The 15,838-nt window shown below is 55.9% G+C and carries 11 protein-coding genes; 9 read left to right on the top strand and 2 right to left on the bottom strand.

The annotated features are described in order from the left end of the window. Positions 1-317 precede the first annotated feature (317 nt). From M6D81_RS03535 to M6D81_RS03510, 6 genes are all read left to right on the top strand, one after another. Positions 318-1,268 (top strand): AraC family transcriptional regulator, encoded by a 951-nt coding sequence (locus M6D81_RS03535; RefSeq protein WP_262675434.1) that lies wholly within the window; start codon positions 318-320, stop codon positions 1,266-1,268. 219 nt (positions 1,269-1,487) lie between these two features. Next, entirely contained in the window at positions 1,488-2,477 is a 990-nt protein-coding gene (locus M6D81_RS03530; protein ID WP_262675433.1) for a Gfo/Idh/MocA family protein, read from the top strand. Between the two features lie 12 nt (positions 2,478-2,489). Further along, a complete protein-coding gene (locus M6D81_RS03525; protein ID WP_262675432.1) occupies positions 2,490-3,323 on the top strand; it encodes a sugar phosphate isomerase/epimerase family protein in 834 nt (277 codons plus the stop codon). 249 nt (positions 3,324-3,572) lie between these two features. Then, positions 3,573-4,499 (top strand): metallophosphoesterase family protein, encoded by a 927-nt coding sequence (locus tag M6D81_RS03520; protein WP_262675431.1) that lies wholly within the window; start codon positions 3,573-3,575, stop codon positions 4,497-4,499. A 209-nt stretch (positions 4,500-4,708) separates the two neighbouring features. Next, on the top strand, positions 4,709-5,671 hold the full coding sequence (locus tag M6D81_RS03515) for an aldo/keto reductase (RefSeq protein ID WP_262675430.1): 963 nt from the start codon (positions 4,709-4,711) through the stop codon (positions 5,669-5,671). Then, on the top strand, positions 5,668-6,684 hold the full coding sequence (locus M6D81_RS03510; RefSeq protein WP_262675429.1) for a zinc-binding alcohol dehydrogenase family protein: 1,017 nt from the start codon (positions 5,668-5,670) through the stop codon (positions 6,682-6,684). Before M6D81_RS03515 ends, M6D81_RS03510 begins: the two co-directional genes overlap by 4 nt. A gap of 722 nt (positions 6,685-7,406) precedes the next feature. Here M6D81_RS03510 and M6D81_RS03505 read toward each other — a convergent pair. After that, positions 7,407-7,982 carry a TetR/AcrR family transcriptional regulator gene (locus M6D81_RS03505; RefSeq protein WP_262675428.1) on the bottom strand — a complete coding sequence of 192 codons (576 nt, stop codon included), beginning with the start codon at positions 7,980-7,982 and terminating at the stop codon, positions 7,407-7,409. Positions 7,983-8,043: 61 nt separating this feature from the next. After that, positions 8,044-9,546 carry a cellulase family glycosylhydrolase gene (locus M6D81_RS03500; RefSeq protein ID WP_262675427.1) on the bottom strand — a complete coding sequence of 501 codons (1,503 nt, stop codon included), beginning with the start codon at positions 9,544-9,546 and terminating at the stop codon, positions 8,044-8,046. A 525-nt stretch (positions 9,547-10,071) separates the two neighbouring features. Between M6D81_RS03500 and M6D81_RS03495 the strand changes: the two genes are divergently transcribed. Genes M6D81_RS03495 through M6D81_RS03485 form a run of 3 tightly spaced genes read left to right on the top strand, consistent with a single transcriptional unit; the run spans position 10,072 to position 15,793 of the window. Beyond that, positions 10,072-10,935: an amidohydrolase family protein gene (locus tag M6D81_RS03495; protein WP_262675426.1), complete on the top strand. Its 864-nt coding sequence runs from the start codon at positions 10,072-10,074 to the stop codon at positions 10,933-10,935. Continuing rightward, positions 10,919-13,372, top strand: coding sequence for a glycoside hydrolase family 95 protein (locus M6D81_RS03490; RefSeq protein ID WP_262675425.1), 2,454 nt, complete (start codon positions 10,919-10,921; stop codon positions 13,370-13,372). Before M6D81_RS03495 ends, M6D81_RS03490 begins: the two co-directional genes overlap by 17 nt. 54 nt (positions 13,373-13,426) lie before the next feature. Then, positions 13,427-15,793 carry a beta-galactosidase gene (locus tag M6D81_RS03485; RefSeq protein ID WP_262675424.1) on the top strand — a complete coding sequence of 789 codons (2,367 nt, stop codon included), beginning with the start codon at positions 13,427-13,429 and terminating at the stop codon, positions 15,791-15,793. The last annotated feature ends 45 nt before the right edge of the window (positions 15,794-15,838 follow it).

Genomic DNA, 15,838 nt, shown 5'->3' with positions numbered 1-15,838 from the left:
CCGGCCTTCAAGGCGGATCAGAAAAATAAGCTTTCAGCGTGAAGAGGCGGCCGCCGATAAGCCGCTTTTTTTTTACCACAATAGAATTTATACATTTCCGGGTTACCGGAAATGTATAAATTCTATTTGGCGATAAAACCTACCTTTAAACGCGGTCGCTCATCTTCGAAAGGCCTCGATAGAGGTTTTCTCATTAACCGATCCCCCCTTCAAGGTTCTAGGGCGTGTCTGAGACGCCCTAGAGTTTGAGCGTCATTTTCGATATAGTAAAGAAGAGGATAGACAATTGACAGCCCGGATGTGGATAAGGTGCTGGAATGGGGGGAGCTGTCCTGCCAAAGCTTGAAGTACGGGGACATATCGGCACGTATATGGAGGATTTCCAGGATTGCGGCTTTCATCATAACGATTCATGCGAGATCAGCATAGTGCTGGAGGGCAGAGGCGTATTCGAGACGCCCGACAAGAAGCACTTTATCGAGGATGGCCACATTATCATTGTGCCGCGGGGCATGCTGCACCGGTTCGGAGCGGTGACGAAGGTGCGCTTCGGTGTCATCCATATCGCGAACGGACCGGAGAGATTGGAGCAATGGCTGCGCATGCTGGCTGCTGGACCCGATGTCAGTGAGCTGCCGACGGCTGCGGACGTGCAGGGCAGACTGCGCGCGGGGGACAAGAGTTCGGAAGGGCAATACGGCCTGGCAAGCGATGGGGAGGAGGGCGCGGGTGCGCAAGCTCATGCGCAGCATGCCGGTACAAGCTCTGTTCGCATAGCCGCCCTGTCACGAATCGATAAGGAACGGTTCGAGGGATTGCTGCGAGAATGTCTGCGGGAAGTATCGTATCCGCTGAAGGAGCGCGAGGTGACGATCGTCGCCTGGCTGGAGGTGCTGGTGCTGTTCCTGCTGGAGCACTCCCAGACGAACGTGCAGGCGCTGACAGTAACGAAGGCGGCCGACTATATTAGAGAGAATATGCGCAGCAACGTGCAAATATCGGATCTGGCGGAGCTGTCGGGCTTATCCGTTCCTTCGTTCCGCCGTCTGTTCGAGCAGACGTACGCCATGAGTCCGAAGCAGTATCAGCAGCAGTGCCGGATGAATGAAGCGAAGTGGCTGCTGACGGCTACGGATAAGGATATCCAGGAGATCGCCTTGCAGGTGGGCTTCACCCGCATGCATTCCTTCTCGCAATGGTTCAAGGAGACGGAAGGACAAGCGCCGACAGCTTGGCGCAAGCATCAGCAGATGCGTTCGCATATGTGACAGAGCTTATTTCGCCGAACTGAAGTATTATTCGAACCGAAAGCCGTAATGGGACGAACTGCACGTTACAAAAGGCCAGAAATGCGCAGGCGAGCATCGGAATGCTCCCGCGCATTTCTTTTTGCGTAAATTGTTGAGCGTTTTCCATAAATACTTTTCCGTATGATTGTACTATCCTTAAACCTATCAAGTATGTTAATTGTTGAGGAGGCTATTGGAATGAAGATCGTAAAAATCGGATTTATCGGCGTTGGGGGCATGGCACAACATCATATGAAAACGCTGCAAAACATGGAAGGCGTGCAGCTTACCGCTATATTCGATATTAATGAGGAGAGAGCTGCGGAAGTAAGCGCAGAGTTCGGCGCCAAGCCTTATGCCAGCGTGGAAGCGCTATTGGACTCCGGCGAGGTGGACGGCGTATACATCTGCACGCCTCCGTTCGCTCGCGAAGGAATCGAGGAAGCGGCGGCGAAGCGAGGCATTCACCTGCTGTCGGAGAAGCCGATCGGACTGGATATGGAGGAAGTGCGCCGCAAGGAGCAGATTATCTGCGAGTCCGGCATTATTCATACGTCGGGTTACTGCTTGCGTTATCTCGACATCGTGCAGCAGGCGAAGGAGTATTTGAAGGACAAGGCGATTCATCTGGTCATGTCCTACCGCTTCGGCGGCATCCCGCCGGTGAAGTGGTGGCTGATGATGGAGCAGTCTGGCGGACAGCTTGTGGAGCAGTCCACTCACCAGTTGGACCTGATCCGTTATCTGGCCGGAGATGTGAAGGAAGTAAGCGCCATTCATGAGCAGCGCCATCTTCGCGAAGTAGACCCGGATGCTACTGCATACGACGTCGGCACTGTATCGTTCGTGCTGGAGTCCGGCGCGATCGGCAACATTACGAGCACTTGTCTCGCTTCGTATGTAGGCAAGGGAGAGATCGAGTTCTTTGGCCATCAGTTCTATCTGTCGCTGAACGGCAACACATTGCGTATTGTGGATGACGAGCAAGACATTACGATCAAGTCGAAGGTAGACTTCTACTACGAGCAGAACAAGACATTCGTAGAGGCGATTCGTACGGGCAATCAGGGTCTTCTGCTGGGCAGCTTCAGCGACGCAGCCGATACGCTGGAAGTGACTTTGGCTGCGAACGAAGCGGCTGAGACGCGCAAGACGGTATCGCTTCAGCTATCCCGTGCAGGTGTATAGGAGGCAGCGCATATGTTGAAAAGTGTTAATCAATGGTGCTATCCCGATCACACACCGCTGGAGAAGGTGTTCCAGATAAGCGCCGATGCGGGTTATGAAGCCGTGGAGCTGAATCTCTACGAGCCGGGCGGAACTGGATTGACGTTGGACTCCACGCCGGAGGAAGTGGCTGCAATCGGGGAGTTAGCGAAGCGCTACGGGCTTCAGCTTCGCAGTCTGTCAACGGGCTTGTTATGGAAGAGTCCGCTGTCGTCGGCCGATGCAGAGGTGCGGGCGCAAGGACGCAGCATTGTGTCGAAGCAGCTGGAGATCGCGGAGCAGCTCGGCATGGATACAGTTCTCGTCGTTCCCGGCGCTGTCAACGCCGATACGCCGTACGATGCCTGCTACGAGCGCAGCCAAGGGGAGCTTCGTCTGCTGGCGGAAGAGGCGGAGCGCCGGGGCGTCCGCATTGGCGTGGAGAATGTATGGAACAAGTTCCTGCTCTCGCCGCTGGAGATGGCCAGATATGTGGACGAGATCGGCTCGTCGCATATCGGCGTTTACTTCGACGTAGGCAATATCCTGCTGATGGGCTTCCCGGAGCAGTGGATTCGGATATTAGGCGACCGCATCTTCAAGGTGCATGTGAAGGATTTCCGTCCCGGCGTCGGTACCGGTCAAGGCTTCGTACCGCTGTTGTCCGGCAATGTGAACTGGAAGGCGGTTCGCGAGGCGCTGGAGGAGATCGGCTACACCGATACGCTGACCGCAGAGGTGGGCTTCTACGAGAGCGATCCATGGCAACTGGCTTATGATACGGCGCAGCATATGGAGGTCATTCTGGGGAGACGCGACGACAGATAATATTGTCCGCTCGCTGCCCGATCGATGACGGCATGAGCGGATTATGGGGCCGCCAGAACGCAGAATTGCGTTCTGGCGGCCTTAAGTTATTGCGGATAGGGATGATTGCAATGGTTGTAAAATGGATTTCCAACTAAAGCAAAGAAAATATATGAAATTAATGTGTGATTTTAGTTGTTTGTGTTTTCTGTTGGCAGTACAATGATCATGTTAATACTTAATCGATTGGGGAACGGGAGGAATAGTCCAATGAATCAAAAAATGAAATTCCGGGAAGACGGAACGTTTACGATTATTCAATTTACCGATGTGCATTGGATGGACGGGCTGGAGACGGACATTCGGTCCAAGGAAGTCATGGAGACGGTGCTGAATACCGAGGATGCCGATCTGGTCGTATTCACCGGCGATCTGATCTATCCGACGAAAGACTGCACGACCGATCCTGCAACACTAATGAAACAAGCGGTAGAGTCTGTTGCATCCAGAGGCATTCCGTGGGCATATATATTCGGCAATCACGATACGGAGCACCACATCACCCGTTCCGAGCTTATTGAGGCGGTCATGGCAGAAGCCCATTCCATGACGCAGCGCGGCCCGGAGGAGATTGCGGGAGAAGGCAACTACGTCATCGAAATCGGCGGTCAGAGCGGAGACGCGGAAGCCGCGCTCTACTTCATGGACTCCGGAAGCTACTCGTGCCTGCCGGGAGTGAAAGGGTACGACTGGATACGGCGGAATCAGATCGACTGGTATGTGGAGCAGTCGAATGCGCTTGCGGACAGAAGCGGCCGCCGGGTGCCTTCGCTTGCATTCTTCCATATTCCATTGCCGGAATACGATGAAGTGTGGTCCAAGGGGCAATGCTTCGGGCACAAGCTGGAGAATGTATGCTGTCCGAAGGTGAATACCGGATTGTTCGCGGCTATGGTGGAGCAAGGCGATGTGATGGGCACCTTCTGCGGGCATGACCACTTGAACGATTACTGGGGCGAGTGGCACGGCATCCGGCTATGCTACGGACGAGCAACCGGCCTGAATACCTACGGCAGAGAAGAATTTCCGCATGGGGCCAGAGTGATTCGGCTCCAGGAAGGTACGCCGGGCTTCCAGAGCTGGATAAGGCTTGAGAATGGAGAGAAGATCGAGCAGACGGCTGCCGGATTGGAATAATACGTTAATGCTAACTTGGGCAGCGGTTGTTAATCGGTACTGCTCGGGCGATTGTACTGGCGGCAGAAGAAAATATGAGCGTCATCTTAATTTTTGACCGTGTCCTTTGTCCTGATTCTGTGGTATTTATTAGGTAGATCGTCGTTCACAGCCACTTGACTGAAAGCGTTAAGGCAACTTCCAATGACAAAGGATGGAGTGACTCTGCAATGAAATACCGCAAATTAGGAAAAACGGATATGAATGTGTCTACCCTCAGCTTTGGCGCGTCATCGCTAGGCTCCGTATTCCGGGAAACGGATGACGGGGCCGGTATCCGTACGGTGCATGAGGCGATCGATGCCGGGATCAATTATATTGACGTATCCCCGTATTACGGGGCGATGAAAGCGGAAGCCGTGCTTGGCAAGGCCATTCAAGATATTCCTCGGGACAAGTTCTATCTCTCTACGAAGGCGGGCAGGTACGGGATGGACACTTTCGACTTTTCGGCTCGACGAATAGTGAGCAGTCTGGAGGAGAGCCTGACAAGGCTCCACTCAGATTATGTGGACATTCTGTACCTTCACGATGTGGAATTCGTACCTGCGGACATCATTATTGAAGAAGCTGTACCGGCTCTGCACAAGCTGAAGGAGCAAGGGAAAATCCGGTATGCGGGCATATGCGGGCTGCCGCTGGCCATGTTCGAGCAGTTGCTGCCGCATATAGAGGCAGACGCCATTATTTCCTATTGCCATTATTCGCTTAACGACAGCTCGCTGCTGGAACTGTTGCCATTGCTGGCATCCAGAGGTGTCGGGCTTGTGAACGCTTCGCCGTTATCGATGGGGCTGCTGGGTATGAGAGGCGCGCCGGACTGGCATCCCGCCGGCGCGGATGTGAAGGAGCTTTGCAGCAAGGCTGCTGCCTATTGCGCCTCGAAGGGAGAGGACATCGCCCGGCTGGCTGTGCAGTATTCCACAGCGAATGAGCGCATTCCGACGACGCTGGTTAGCACCGCGAATCCGGAGAATATTGTGAAGAATGCGCGATGGACAGAGGAGCCGATCGATGAGGAGCTGCTGCAGGAAGTGCTTCAGCTGCTGGCCCCGATTCATAACGCGACGTGGGCAAGCGGCCGGCCGGAATATAACCGGAGCTTGCCGGGACAGGAGGAAACTGCCGAATGAGAGGAATCGTCTGCGAGCAAGTGAATGGCTTCCGCATGGCGGAGGATCTGCCCGAACCGGAATGGAGAGATGGAGAGGCTATCGTAGCTGTGAAGAGGATCGGAATATGCGGCACAGACTTGCATGCCTATAAGGGGAACCAGCCCTTCTTCAACTATCCGCGCATACTGGGACATGAGCTGTCGGGAATCATCGAGCGCATCGGTGGGAACGACGCCGGATTGCGCGAGGGCGATCAGGTAACAATTATTCCTTATCTGCATTGCGGCGAATGCATCGCTTGCCGGAACGGGAAGACGAACTGCTGCGTATCGATGCGGGTGCTCGGTGTCCATACGGATGGCGGCATGCGCGAGCGGATCGCCGTTCCCGTCACCCATCTGATCAGGAGCGAAGGGCTCAGTCTGGATCAGGCGGCCTTGCTGGAGCCGCTGGCGATCGGCGCCCATGCGGTAAGGCGATCCGGTCTGGCTGCCGACGATACCGTGCTAGTCGTCGGAGCGGGTCCGATCGGCCTGGGTGTCATGGCATTGGCCAAGTATGCCGGCGCTCGTGTTGTCGCGATGGACATGAACGCCGAGCGTCTTGCCTTCTGCCGATCTTGGGCTGGCGTTGACCACGCCATTAACGTCAAGGAGCAGCCCGGGGAGAGGCTGTCGGAGCTGACGGGAGGCGATTATCCTGCGCTAGTATTCGACGCGACGGGCAACGCCCAGTCCATGATGGCTTCCTTCGGGTGGGTCGCCCATGGCGGCGCCTTGATTTATGTCGGACTGGTCAAGGGAGAACTAACCTTCAATGATCCGGAGTTTCATAAGCGGGAGCTTACCTTGATGGGCAGCCGCAATGCGACGAAGGAAGACTTCGACCATGTGCTTGGTGCGATTAGGGCCGGCGCTGTCGATATGGAGCGCTACATTACGCATCGCTCCAGCTTCGAGGATATGATCGGAGCGTTCGATAGCTGGCTGAAGCCGGAATCCGGGGTCATTAAAGCGATCGTGGAGCTGTAAAAATGATCGATTGGCAGCTGTTGGCGGGCGAACAGGTCTCGGTAGGCGGTTCAATGTGATCATAGAGCGGAAAATCAGGCACACTTTCGAGGGCTATGTAACCAAAATGAGCGATAGAAGGTTGCTTGAGGCGGAACGAGGCACTGATGTCGGGGCTATGTAACCAAAATGAGCGATAGCGCCACTTCTCAGCAGGATTGCCGCGTCTATGTGAGCGAAATGAGCGATAGAAGGTTGCTTGAGGCGGAACGAGGCACTGTTGTCGGGGCTATGTAACCAAAATGAGCGATAGCGCCACTTCTCAGCAGAAATGCCACGTCTATGTGAGCGAAATGAGCGATAGAAGGTTGCTTGAGGCGCAACGAGGTACGAATGTCGGGGCTATGTAACCAAAATGAGCGCAAGCGCTCACTTCTCAGCAGGATTGCCACGTCTATGTGAGCGAAATGAGCGATAGAAGGTTGTTTGAGGCGGAACGAGGCACTGTTGTCGGGGCTATGTAACCAAAATGAGCGATAGCGCCACTTCTCAGCAGGATTGCCGCGTCTATGTGAGCAATATGAGCGATAGGCAGCTGTTGTGGACTGGAGCTGGACGGTATGCGAGCAGCCAATTCGGATTCTGATCAGTTCGCAGCTATGCAAGACGAAAAGGGAGACCTGCGCAATTGCGAGCAATGTTGCTTCATGCGCTGATCTCCCTTTATTGTGCTATCGTTGCGGTTATCCGTTCTTCTTCAACAGGGCTGGAAGCACGAAGGCGTTGATCGTATCGTGCAACTCTTCGACAGAGTGGCTTCCCGGCTGTCTGATGTAAAACAGACAGGAAGTCTCGATCAAGCCCAGCAAGCCCGCGGCAATCCACTCGCTGTTGAATTTGTTCAGCACGCCATCCTCGTAGCCCATCAACAGTATGCCGGACAAGAAAGTAATATAATCGGCCTTCAGCTTCCCGAGCCTCTCCAAGATGTCGGGTTCGATGCCGTTCGTCAGTTCGTTGGAGATAATATGGATCAGTTCATTGTATCGCAAGAACAGCTCGATATGCTTCTGCACGATGAGGCGCACTTGTTGCTCGGCGCTCTGATCTTCACGGAGAACGTTCTGAACTTCACTCTGCAGCATGCTGATGCCGTTCGTAACAATCGTCTCGAACAGCTCGCCTTTGCCGGAGAAGTGATAGTACAGAGTGCCCTTGGCTACATTCGCTTCGGCGGCGATATCGTCCATGCTCGTTCTATGGTAGCCCAGCTTGGAGAACAGCTTGATGGCCGCATCAATAATTTTATTCTTGCTCACTAACCAATCTGTCCTTTCTCACGACACTATGATGCTGTCCATTATAACATAATCCACCGCATTAACCTATTGTTACCGATCTTGTTCCGCTCCCGGAGGAAGGCGCGATGCGGAGCAAGGCGGCACCGTAACTGCCAAGCTGTGTCCATTCGAAGCCGCTGCCTGCCGGGGTGAGCCGGACGCTTCTCTCATTAGCCGTATGCTCCTGAGCGGGCGGCATATAGATAAGCGTCGGAGCGGATAAGCTGCCGTCCTCTTCCCATTCCATACGGAAGGAGTCGTCCTCATGGCGATAAGCGTAGCGGATAATGGTGCCGGACACGGCCATGGGATAAGCGCGGCATACCCCCTTGAAGGAAGAGTAGCGGTCCATATCCGGAGACCAATAACACCAGAATACATCGCCGCACAGCAGCTGCTCGAAGATGCTCTGGACATGCAAGGCGGCGTTCTCCGCTTCGGAGGAACCGCCGTATGCTCCCCATTCGCCGATGAGCATGGGCATCTCCAACCGCTGCCGTGTAGCCTCGTGCTGCCGGAAAATATAGCTGACCCGTTCGTTATCCGCGGCATGGACATAATCGGAATCCGTTACCAGGTCATATCCGTGAGGCGCATAAGCTTGCTGCCTGTCCTGACGGCCATCCTGATCCAGCACTGGGGTAATCGTGCTAGGTACGCCCATATTGGAGAAATAGTTGGTCTCCAGGAACAGGATGCCGTCGGGATCGCATTCACGAATGGCGTCGCCTACCTTCTGGTAGAACGGAGAGAGAACGTTGCGCTCGAAGTCTCCCTGCGCGATTGCCGAGGCTTCCATAACCTGACGGTAGGAATCGATGGATTCAAGCAGGCTCAAGGCTTCCATCTTCTTGTCCTGATCATGCCACATAGCGAGCAGTTCCTCCATATCGGGCGGCTGTCCGCCCGCAAGCCGGGAGGCAAGCTCTCCGTATTCGGAGAACATGGCTTGCACGATTCGCTGCACGCCGCTGCCGATGAACGGTTCGTTAATCATATCGTAGCCGATCAGATTCGGCTCGTCTGCCAGATAACGCACCGTATATTTCCAAGCCTTGATGAAGTGATCCTGGATGCCGACGCCGTCAGGGGCGGGCGAGTTGTTCCAGAAGTGGTCGAAGGCGGTCTGAACGGCCCGGTCGAACAAATAAGCGTCGCTCCACAGCGCGGTCTTCTCATAGATGTGACCATCTGTAATGGTGGCCCATGCCGGCGCTCCATCGGAATACAGGCAGCTGTACAGATCCTGATGCATATCCAGAAAAACGTACATATCATGCTGGTCGGCGAGACGAATCCAGTGCCGGATGGCTTCCAGATACTGATCGTCATAATGTCCCGGCTCCGGCTCGATACCGTCCCAGATGATGCCGAGGCGTATGACGTTGAAGCCCCAATGCTTCAGTCTCATGAAGTCCTCCGGTGTCCAGTCATCGATATAGTTCCTTTCCTTGTCTTTGCAGACCATGCTGATGCCGTGCAGGATAATATGCCGGTTATCGGAATCGATGAAGCGGCTGCCTGATGTGCGAACAGTTGTCATGCCAATCCCTCCCATAAACTTAGAATGACTAGTCAGTACAATAACTATAGGCGGAGGAAGCGACACTGTCAATACTTTCCCTTTATAGCTTTCCCGTTATAGCATGCTCGCTGCTTCTGTCAGTCGCCTGGTTGCAGGTTCCTTCCATGTTGTTGCCTTTTTGCCGCAATGATCTCGCCGCTTTCTTCCGCAATGTGGCGGTATGCGAGAGTCATTCTTATTCTGCACTACGCAACAATATTAAAAAAGGACAACGAGTTAAAAAAATGAACAATGTAAATATCAAAATAGAGTATAAAAAACTGAAAATCGATTATTTTATTTTGGATTTAAACCGTTAAAATAGAGCTGCGTAAACCAACGCCAAGGAAATAGGGACATAGGTAAACGACGAGGAATGGCGACTATCAGATTGTAATGGGGATGGACGAGCATCGAGGCTTGACGTCTATTAACATTGCAATCAGGATGGACGAGCATCCCAGACTGATGTCCGTTAATATTGCAGAAGGGAATGGTTGAACGATGAGGATTGACGCTCATCAGCATTATTGGACAATAAAACGGAATGATTACGGATGGATTACACCAGAGCTTCCTGTGCTATATCGGGACTTCTTGCCGGAGCACTTAAGACCTCATCTGCGAAACCATGGATTGGACGGCAGCATTCTCGTGCAAGCGGCACCGACAATCGAAGAGACGGACTTCATCTTGCAGCTTGCCGACGGGAACGATACGGTGCTCGGCGTCGTAGGCTGGCTGAATCTGTTCGATCCGAATCACCGCCTCCATTACGAGCGCTTCCGCCGCCATCCCAAGTTCGTCGGCTTCCGCATCATGATTCAGGACATGCCGGATGCTTCTCGGCTGTTGGAGCCGTCCTTCGTGCAAGCGCTTCGCTTATACGAATCGGAGGACGTACCCGTTGATCTGCTCGTCGTATCCCGCCAGCTGCCGCATGCCGTGAAGCTTCTGGAGCAGGTTCCGCATCTGCGGGCCGTCATTGACCATATCGCCAAGCCGCGCGTGAAGGATGCGGAGCGCGAGCCATGGCTGAGCCATATGACCGCATTGTCCCGGATGCCGAACGTCTATTGCAAATTATCCGGCATGGTCACGGAGGCCGATCACAGCCGCTGGAGGAGAGAGGACTTCATGCCGTATATCCGACAGGTGCTGGAGCTGTTCGGCCCGGAGCGGGTCATGTTCGGCAGCGACTGGCCCGTATGTCTGCTGGCGGCGGATTACGACGAAGTGATGGACGTTCTGGCAAGCGGGCTGCCGGATAACTGGGGAGAAGAGGAACGTGCCCGGCTGTTCGGCTTGAATGCTCAGCAATTCTATAAATTAAAGCAAGGGAGATGCGGAGATGACAGGGGCAGGTAGAGGCGTCAAGGAGTCAAGCGCGCGAGGGCAATACAGTCTATGGTACAGGGAGCCGGCCGCCATATGGGAAGAAGCACTTCCCGTCGGCAACGGCAGTCTGGGCGCCATGGTCTATGGGGGCATCAGGCAGGAGCGCATCAAGCTGAACGAAGATACGTTATGGTCGGGTTACCCTTGCGATACGAACAACTATGAGGCGCATGCCTGCCTGGAGCAAGCCCGCCGGCTCATCCATGAGATGCGCCATCGGGAAGCGGAGCGCTTGATCGAGAGCAACATGCTGGGCCCGTTCACGCAATCCTATATGCCGCTCGGCGATCTGCTGATCGATATCGGACATGAAGGCGAAGAGGTGTCGTCCTACAGGAGGGAGCTGAATCTGGAGGAGGCTGTCATCCGCGTCAGCTACGAGAGCGGAGGTGTCGCATACAGCCGCGAGCTGTTCTGCTCCGCACCGGACGGCGTTATGGCGCTAAGCTTCCGGACGGATCGCGCGGGAGGCGTTCATCTGGGATTGAAGCTGGAAAGTCTGCTGCATCATGCAGCGGAGCGGATCGATGGAGGCATACTTGTCATGCAGGGCCGCTGTCCGAGCCACGTCGATCCCAACTACTTTCAGATGGAGGGGCGAGAGCCGATTCAGTACGAGGAAGGGAAGGGGATGACCTTCGCGGCTAGCGTCAAGCTGATTCACGAAGGAGGGGCGCTTCACGCTTCGGAGGACGGTTATCTCGTCGAAGGCGCGGACAGCGTTATTCTGCTCATGCATGCGGCGACCAGCTTCAACGGCAGCGGCCAGGACCCCTATACGGATGGTCAAGATTCGCTGGCGAAGTGCCTGGCGAAGCTGGATGCCGCGTCGCAGCACAGCTGGGAGACGCTTCAAGAACGCCATGCGCAGGACTATCGGCCCTTGTTCGAGCGGGTTGAGCTTGATCTGGGCAGCAGTGAACGAATCGATCAGCCGACGGATCTCCGGCTTATGGAGCTTAAGGCAGGCGGAAGCGACTCCCATATGGAAGCGCTGTTATTTCAGTATGGCCGCTACCTGATGATTGCCGGTTCACGGCCGGGGACGCAGGCTTTGAACTTGCAGGGCATATGGAATGCCGACATGCGTCCTCCCTGGAGCAGCAACTATACGCTGAATATCAATGCGCAGATGAACTACTGGCCGGCGGAGACATGCGGCTTGGCGGAATGCCATGAACCGATGCTGGACATGATCGGCGAGCTGAGCGAGACGGGAGCGCGAACGGCCAGCATTCATTACGGCTGCAGCGGGTGGACGGCCCATCACAACTCCGACATATGGCGGCTGTCTTCGCCGGTCGGCAGAACCGGCGAGATGCCGGATACCGTCTCCTGGGCGATGTGGCCGATGGGCGCCGCATGGCTGGTGCGTCACCTGTGGGAGCGATACGCATTCGGAGGAGATGGGGCCTATCTGAGAGAGAAGGCTTACCCCTCCATTAAGGGGGCAGCCCTGTTCCTGCTGGACTTCCTTGTGGAAGGAGGGGACGGGCAACAGGTGACGAATCCTTCCACCTCGCCCGAGAACAAATTCATCGCCCCGAATGGCAGCAGCGCCAGTGTCGGCAGCGCCTCGACAATGGATATCGCGCTCATTCGCGACGTATTCCGGATATGCTTGGAGGCCGGCCCGCTCGTGGCGGATGACGCGGAGGAGGAGGAGGAGGAGGCATTCCGGAACAGGCTGCAGGAGGCGATCGACAAGCTGCCGCCATACCGGATCGGCCGTCACGGCCAGCTTCAGGAATGGCTGAACGATTACGAGGAGGCGGAGCCGGGTCACCGGCATATGTCTCATCTGTATCCCTTGTATCCCGGCAATGAGATTACGCCCGGCCTCACTCCGGAGCTGGCGGAGGCATGCCGCCGCACGCTGGAGAGGCGCATCGGCCATGGTGGGGGCCATACCGGATGGAGCTGCGCGTGGCTGATCAATCTGTGGGCGCGGCTGGAGGACGGGGAGCAGGCTCACCACTTTGTGGAGACGCTGCTGAAGAAGTCGACCTATCCCAATCTGTTCGACGCCCACCCGCCGTTCCAGATCGACGGCAACTTCGGCTATACGGCAGGGGTAGCGGAGATGCTGCTGCACAGCCATGCCGGTCAATTGGTCCTGCTGCCGGCTCTGCCGAAGGCTTGGAGCAGCGGCTCCGTGCGAGGGCTGCGCGCCCGCGGCGGATATGCCGTCAGCATGGAATGGGACGAAGGCAAGCTGAAGCATGCCGCTCTAATCGCAGAGAGAAGCGGTGTGTGCACGGTCCGTACCGGAACGGCTGTCCAATTGCGCAGCAACGGTCCGGCATTGACCTCCGCCGTACGCATCGAAGCATCATCCGAGCACGAATATGTATACCAATTCTACATCCGTGCCGGACAGACAGTAGACCTAACAACTGAAAAATAGGTGAAGCCGGCGAGACGAATCGGTGTCGCCATGCGCTACAGGGAGTGAGAGAACATGCGAACAGTAATAACGCTGGATAACCCTGCGGGGACAGAGTGGCTTAGTGGCCACCTGAGAATGGGCGGCGTAAGCCCGTCCGGTGAAGAAATCAATGTAAATAGCCATTGTCTCATTCGTAACGGAAAGCCTTGGCTGCCCGTTATGGGCGAATTTCACTTCTCCCGGTATCCGTCGCAATATTGGGAGGAAGAGCTGTTGAAGATGAAGGCCGGCGGCATCGGAGTCGTCGCCACGTACGTCTTCTGGATTCATCATGAAGAGAAGGAGGGCCGCTTCCGGTGGGACGGCGATCGTGACCTGCGCCGGTTCGTTATGCTGTGCGGGAAGCTAGGACTGGAGACCGTCGTCCGAATTGGCCCTTGGGCGCACGGTGAATGCCGCAACGGGGGATTCCCCGACTGGCTGCATGGAAGATGCGCGCCGCGCACGAATGACGAGGACTATCTGGTCTATGTCAGAAGGCTGTATGCGGAGATAGCGGCCCAGCTGCAAGGGCTGGCCTTTCAGGATGGCGGCCCCCTCATCGGCCTGCAGTTCGATAACGAGCTGACAGATAACGCAGCGCATCTGCAGCGGCTGAAGGAGATTGCTCTGGAGGAGGGGATGAGAGCGCCGCTGTATACCGTAACAGGCTGGGGGGGACCGGGCGGAGCAGCCATTCCGAAGGACGAAGTGCTTCCTCTGTTCGGGGGATATCCCGACCATCCTTGGGAGAGGCATACGGAGAAGCTGGCTCCGGGACCGCACTACTTCTTCCATGCCGTGCGCAACGACCCCGGAATCGGCAGCGACATGCTGCAAGCGGTGGAGGGGATCGCCGGCGATCTGGCGCATATCGACCGCTATCCGAACGGCACCTGCGAGCTTGGGAGCGGCGTGCAGCATACGTACCACCGGCGTCCCGTTATCACTGCTGACGACATCGGAGCGATGGCGACGGTGCGCATCGCGAACGGCTGCAATCTACTAGGCTACTACATGTATCATGGCGGCACCCATCCCGCCGGAGAGCTGACGACGATGCAGGAATCCAGCGCACACGGCAATCAGCTCCCCGTGCACAGCTATGACTTCCAGGCTCCGATCGGAGAATACGGCTTCCTGCGCGACTCTTACCGCCTCTTGAAGCGGCTGCACTTGTTCATTCAGGACTACGGTTCCAGCCTGGCACCTATGAATACAGTATTTCCGGGCCATCGGCCATCCTCGTTAAGTGATACGGAGACGCTTCGCGTGGCGGCCAGGGCGAAGGACGGTGCAGGATACGTGTTCTTCAACAATTATCAAAGGCTGACGGAGATGGGGGTGAAGGACGGCGCCGGGGTCGAACTGCATCTGCCGGAAGAGCGTCTGATTGTACCGGAAGGAGACGGCTGCGAGCTGAAGGACGGCGCTTATTTCTTCTGGCCCTTCAATCTGAATATGGAAGGCGTCCTGCTGAAATATGCAACGGCTCAGCCGCTGTGCGTCCTAAGAGGCGAGCATGAGACGGTATTCGTGTTCTTCGAAGCGGGAGGCGTGAGGCCCCGATATGTATTCGATAGCGGTACGGTGAAGCTTATTGAAGCGAATAAGGCTACTGTTCGGCGAGAAGGGCAAGTCATGACGGTCAGTGCTCTCCATCCCGGCATCGCGAGCATGTTCACCTTGCAAGCGGAGGACGGGAAGGCGATCAAGCTGCTGACGCTGACCGAGCGCCAATCGCGGCATGCGTGGCGCGGCTTGGCGTTCGGACAGGAACGGCTTGTGCTGTGCGAATCGGGTATCCTGTTCAGTCCCGACGGGGAGGAATTGCGGATTTTCGGCCAAGATCCCGAACTTGCCGCATTCTCGATCTACCCGCCGGTGGAGCGGTCTTTAACTTGTGGCAGCGTACCGCTTCCTGCCGAAGAGGAGTCGGCGTTCCGGACGTATCGGCCCCAACCGGGAAGGCACGCCGTCAAGGCGGTGTACAGAGCGGTCCGCAATAGCGAATTGAACGACGAACTGTTCCCTTATTTGTTCGAGGAGAAGGGTCAGGAAGGGCAGTCGCCGGAATGGGAAATAATCGTGGATGTGTCCGCCTTGCACGACGGCGCGCAGGATATTGCGTTGACGATCGACTATGTCGGGGATGTGGCGCAGCTGTATATTGGCGGACGCTGTGTGGCGGACCGCTTCTATGATGGCGTTCCTTGGCGGATCGGGCTCAAGCGCTACCGCGAAGAACTGGAGCTAGGACCGATAATTCTGAAAATCTCGCCGCTGCTGAAGGAACGGGCCATCTACTTGGAGAGCCGCCCGTCTGCCGACAGAATGGCGGAAGTGCGCAGCATCAAGGCGGAGGCGGAGTTCATATTGGCGATTAGAAGCGAAGCCTGACAGGATAAGACAGTATAGGCATATCGAAAGGCAGGATCGATACGT

The sequence above is a fragment of the Paenibacillus sp. J5C2022 genome (genome assembly GCF_025567625.1).
Lineage (GTDB): Bacteria > Bacillota > Bacilli > Paenibacillales > Paenibacillaceae > Pristimantibacillus.
This window is presented reverse-complemented; position numbering and strand designations above follow the sequence as displayed.

What these genes read in the sequence shown, in the direction of transcription:
- M6D81_RS03535 (WP_262675434.1), top strand. Translation starts at nt 318, where the DNA reads ATGGGGGGAGCTGTCCTGCCAAAGCTTGAAGTACGGGGACATATCGGC.
- M6D81_RS03530 (WP_262675433.1), top strand. Translation starts at nt 1,488, where the DNA reads ATGAAGATCGTAAAAATCGGATTTATCGGCGTTGGGGGCATGGCACAA.
- M6D81_RS03525 (WP_262675432.1), top strand. Translation starts at nt 2,490, where the DNA reads ATGTTGAAAAGTGTTAATCAATGGTGCTATCCCGATCACACACCGCTG.
- M6D81_RS03520 (WP_262675431.1), top strand. Translation starts at nt 3,573, where the DNA reads ATGAATCAAAAAATGAAATTCCGGGAAGACGGAACGTTTACGATTATT.
- M6D81_RS03515 (WP_262675430.1), top strand. Translation starts at nt 4,709, where the DNA reads ATGAAATACCGCAAATTAGGAAAAACGGATATGAATGTGTCTACCCTC.
- M6D81_RS03510 (WP_262675429.1), top strand. Translation starts at nt 5,668, where the DNA reads ATGAGAGGAATCGTCTGCGAGCAAGTGAATGGCTTCCGCATGGCGGAG.
- M6D81_RS03500 (WP_262675427.1), bottom strand. Translation starts at nt 9,546, where the DNA reads ATGACAACTGTTCGCACATCAGGCAGCCGCTTCATCGATTCCGATAAC.
- M6D81_RS03495 (WP_262675426.1), top strand. Translation starts at nt 10,072, where the DNA reads ATGAGGATTGACGCTCATCAGCATTATTGGACAATAAAACGGAATGAT.
- M6D81_RS03490 (WP_262675425.1), top strand. Translation starts at nt 10,919, where the DNA reads ATGACAGGGGCAGGTAGAGGCGTCAAGGAGTCAAGCGCGCGAGGGCAA.
- M6D81_RS03485 (WP_262675424.1), top strand. Translation starts at nt 13,427, where the DNA reads ATGCGAACAGTAATAACGCTGGATAACCCTGCGGGGACAGAGTGGCTT.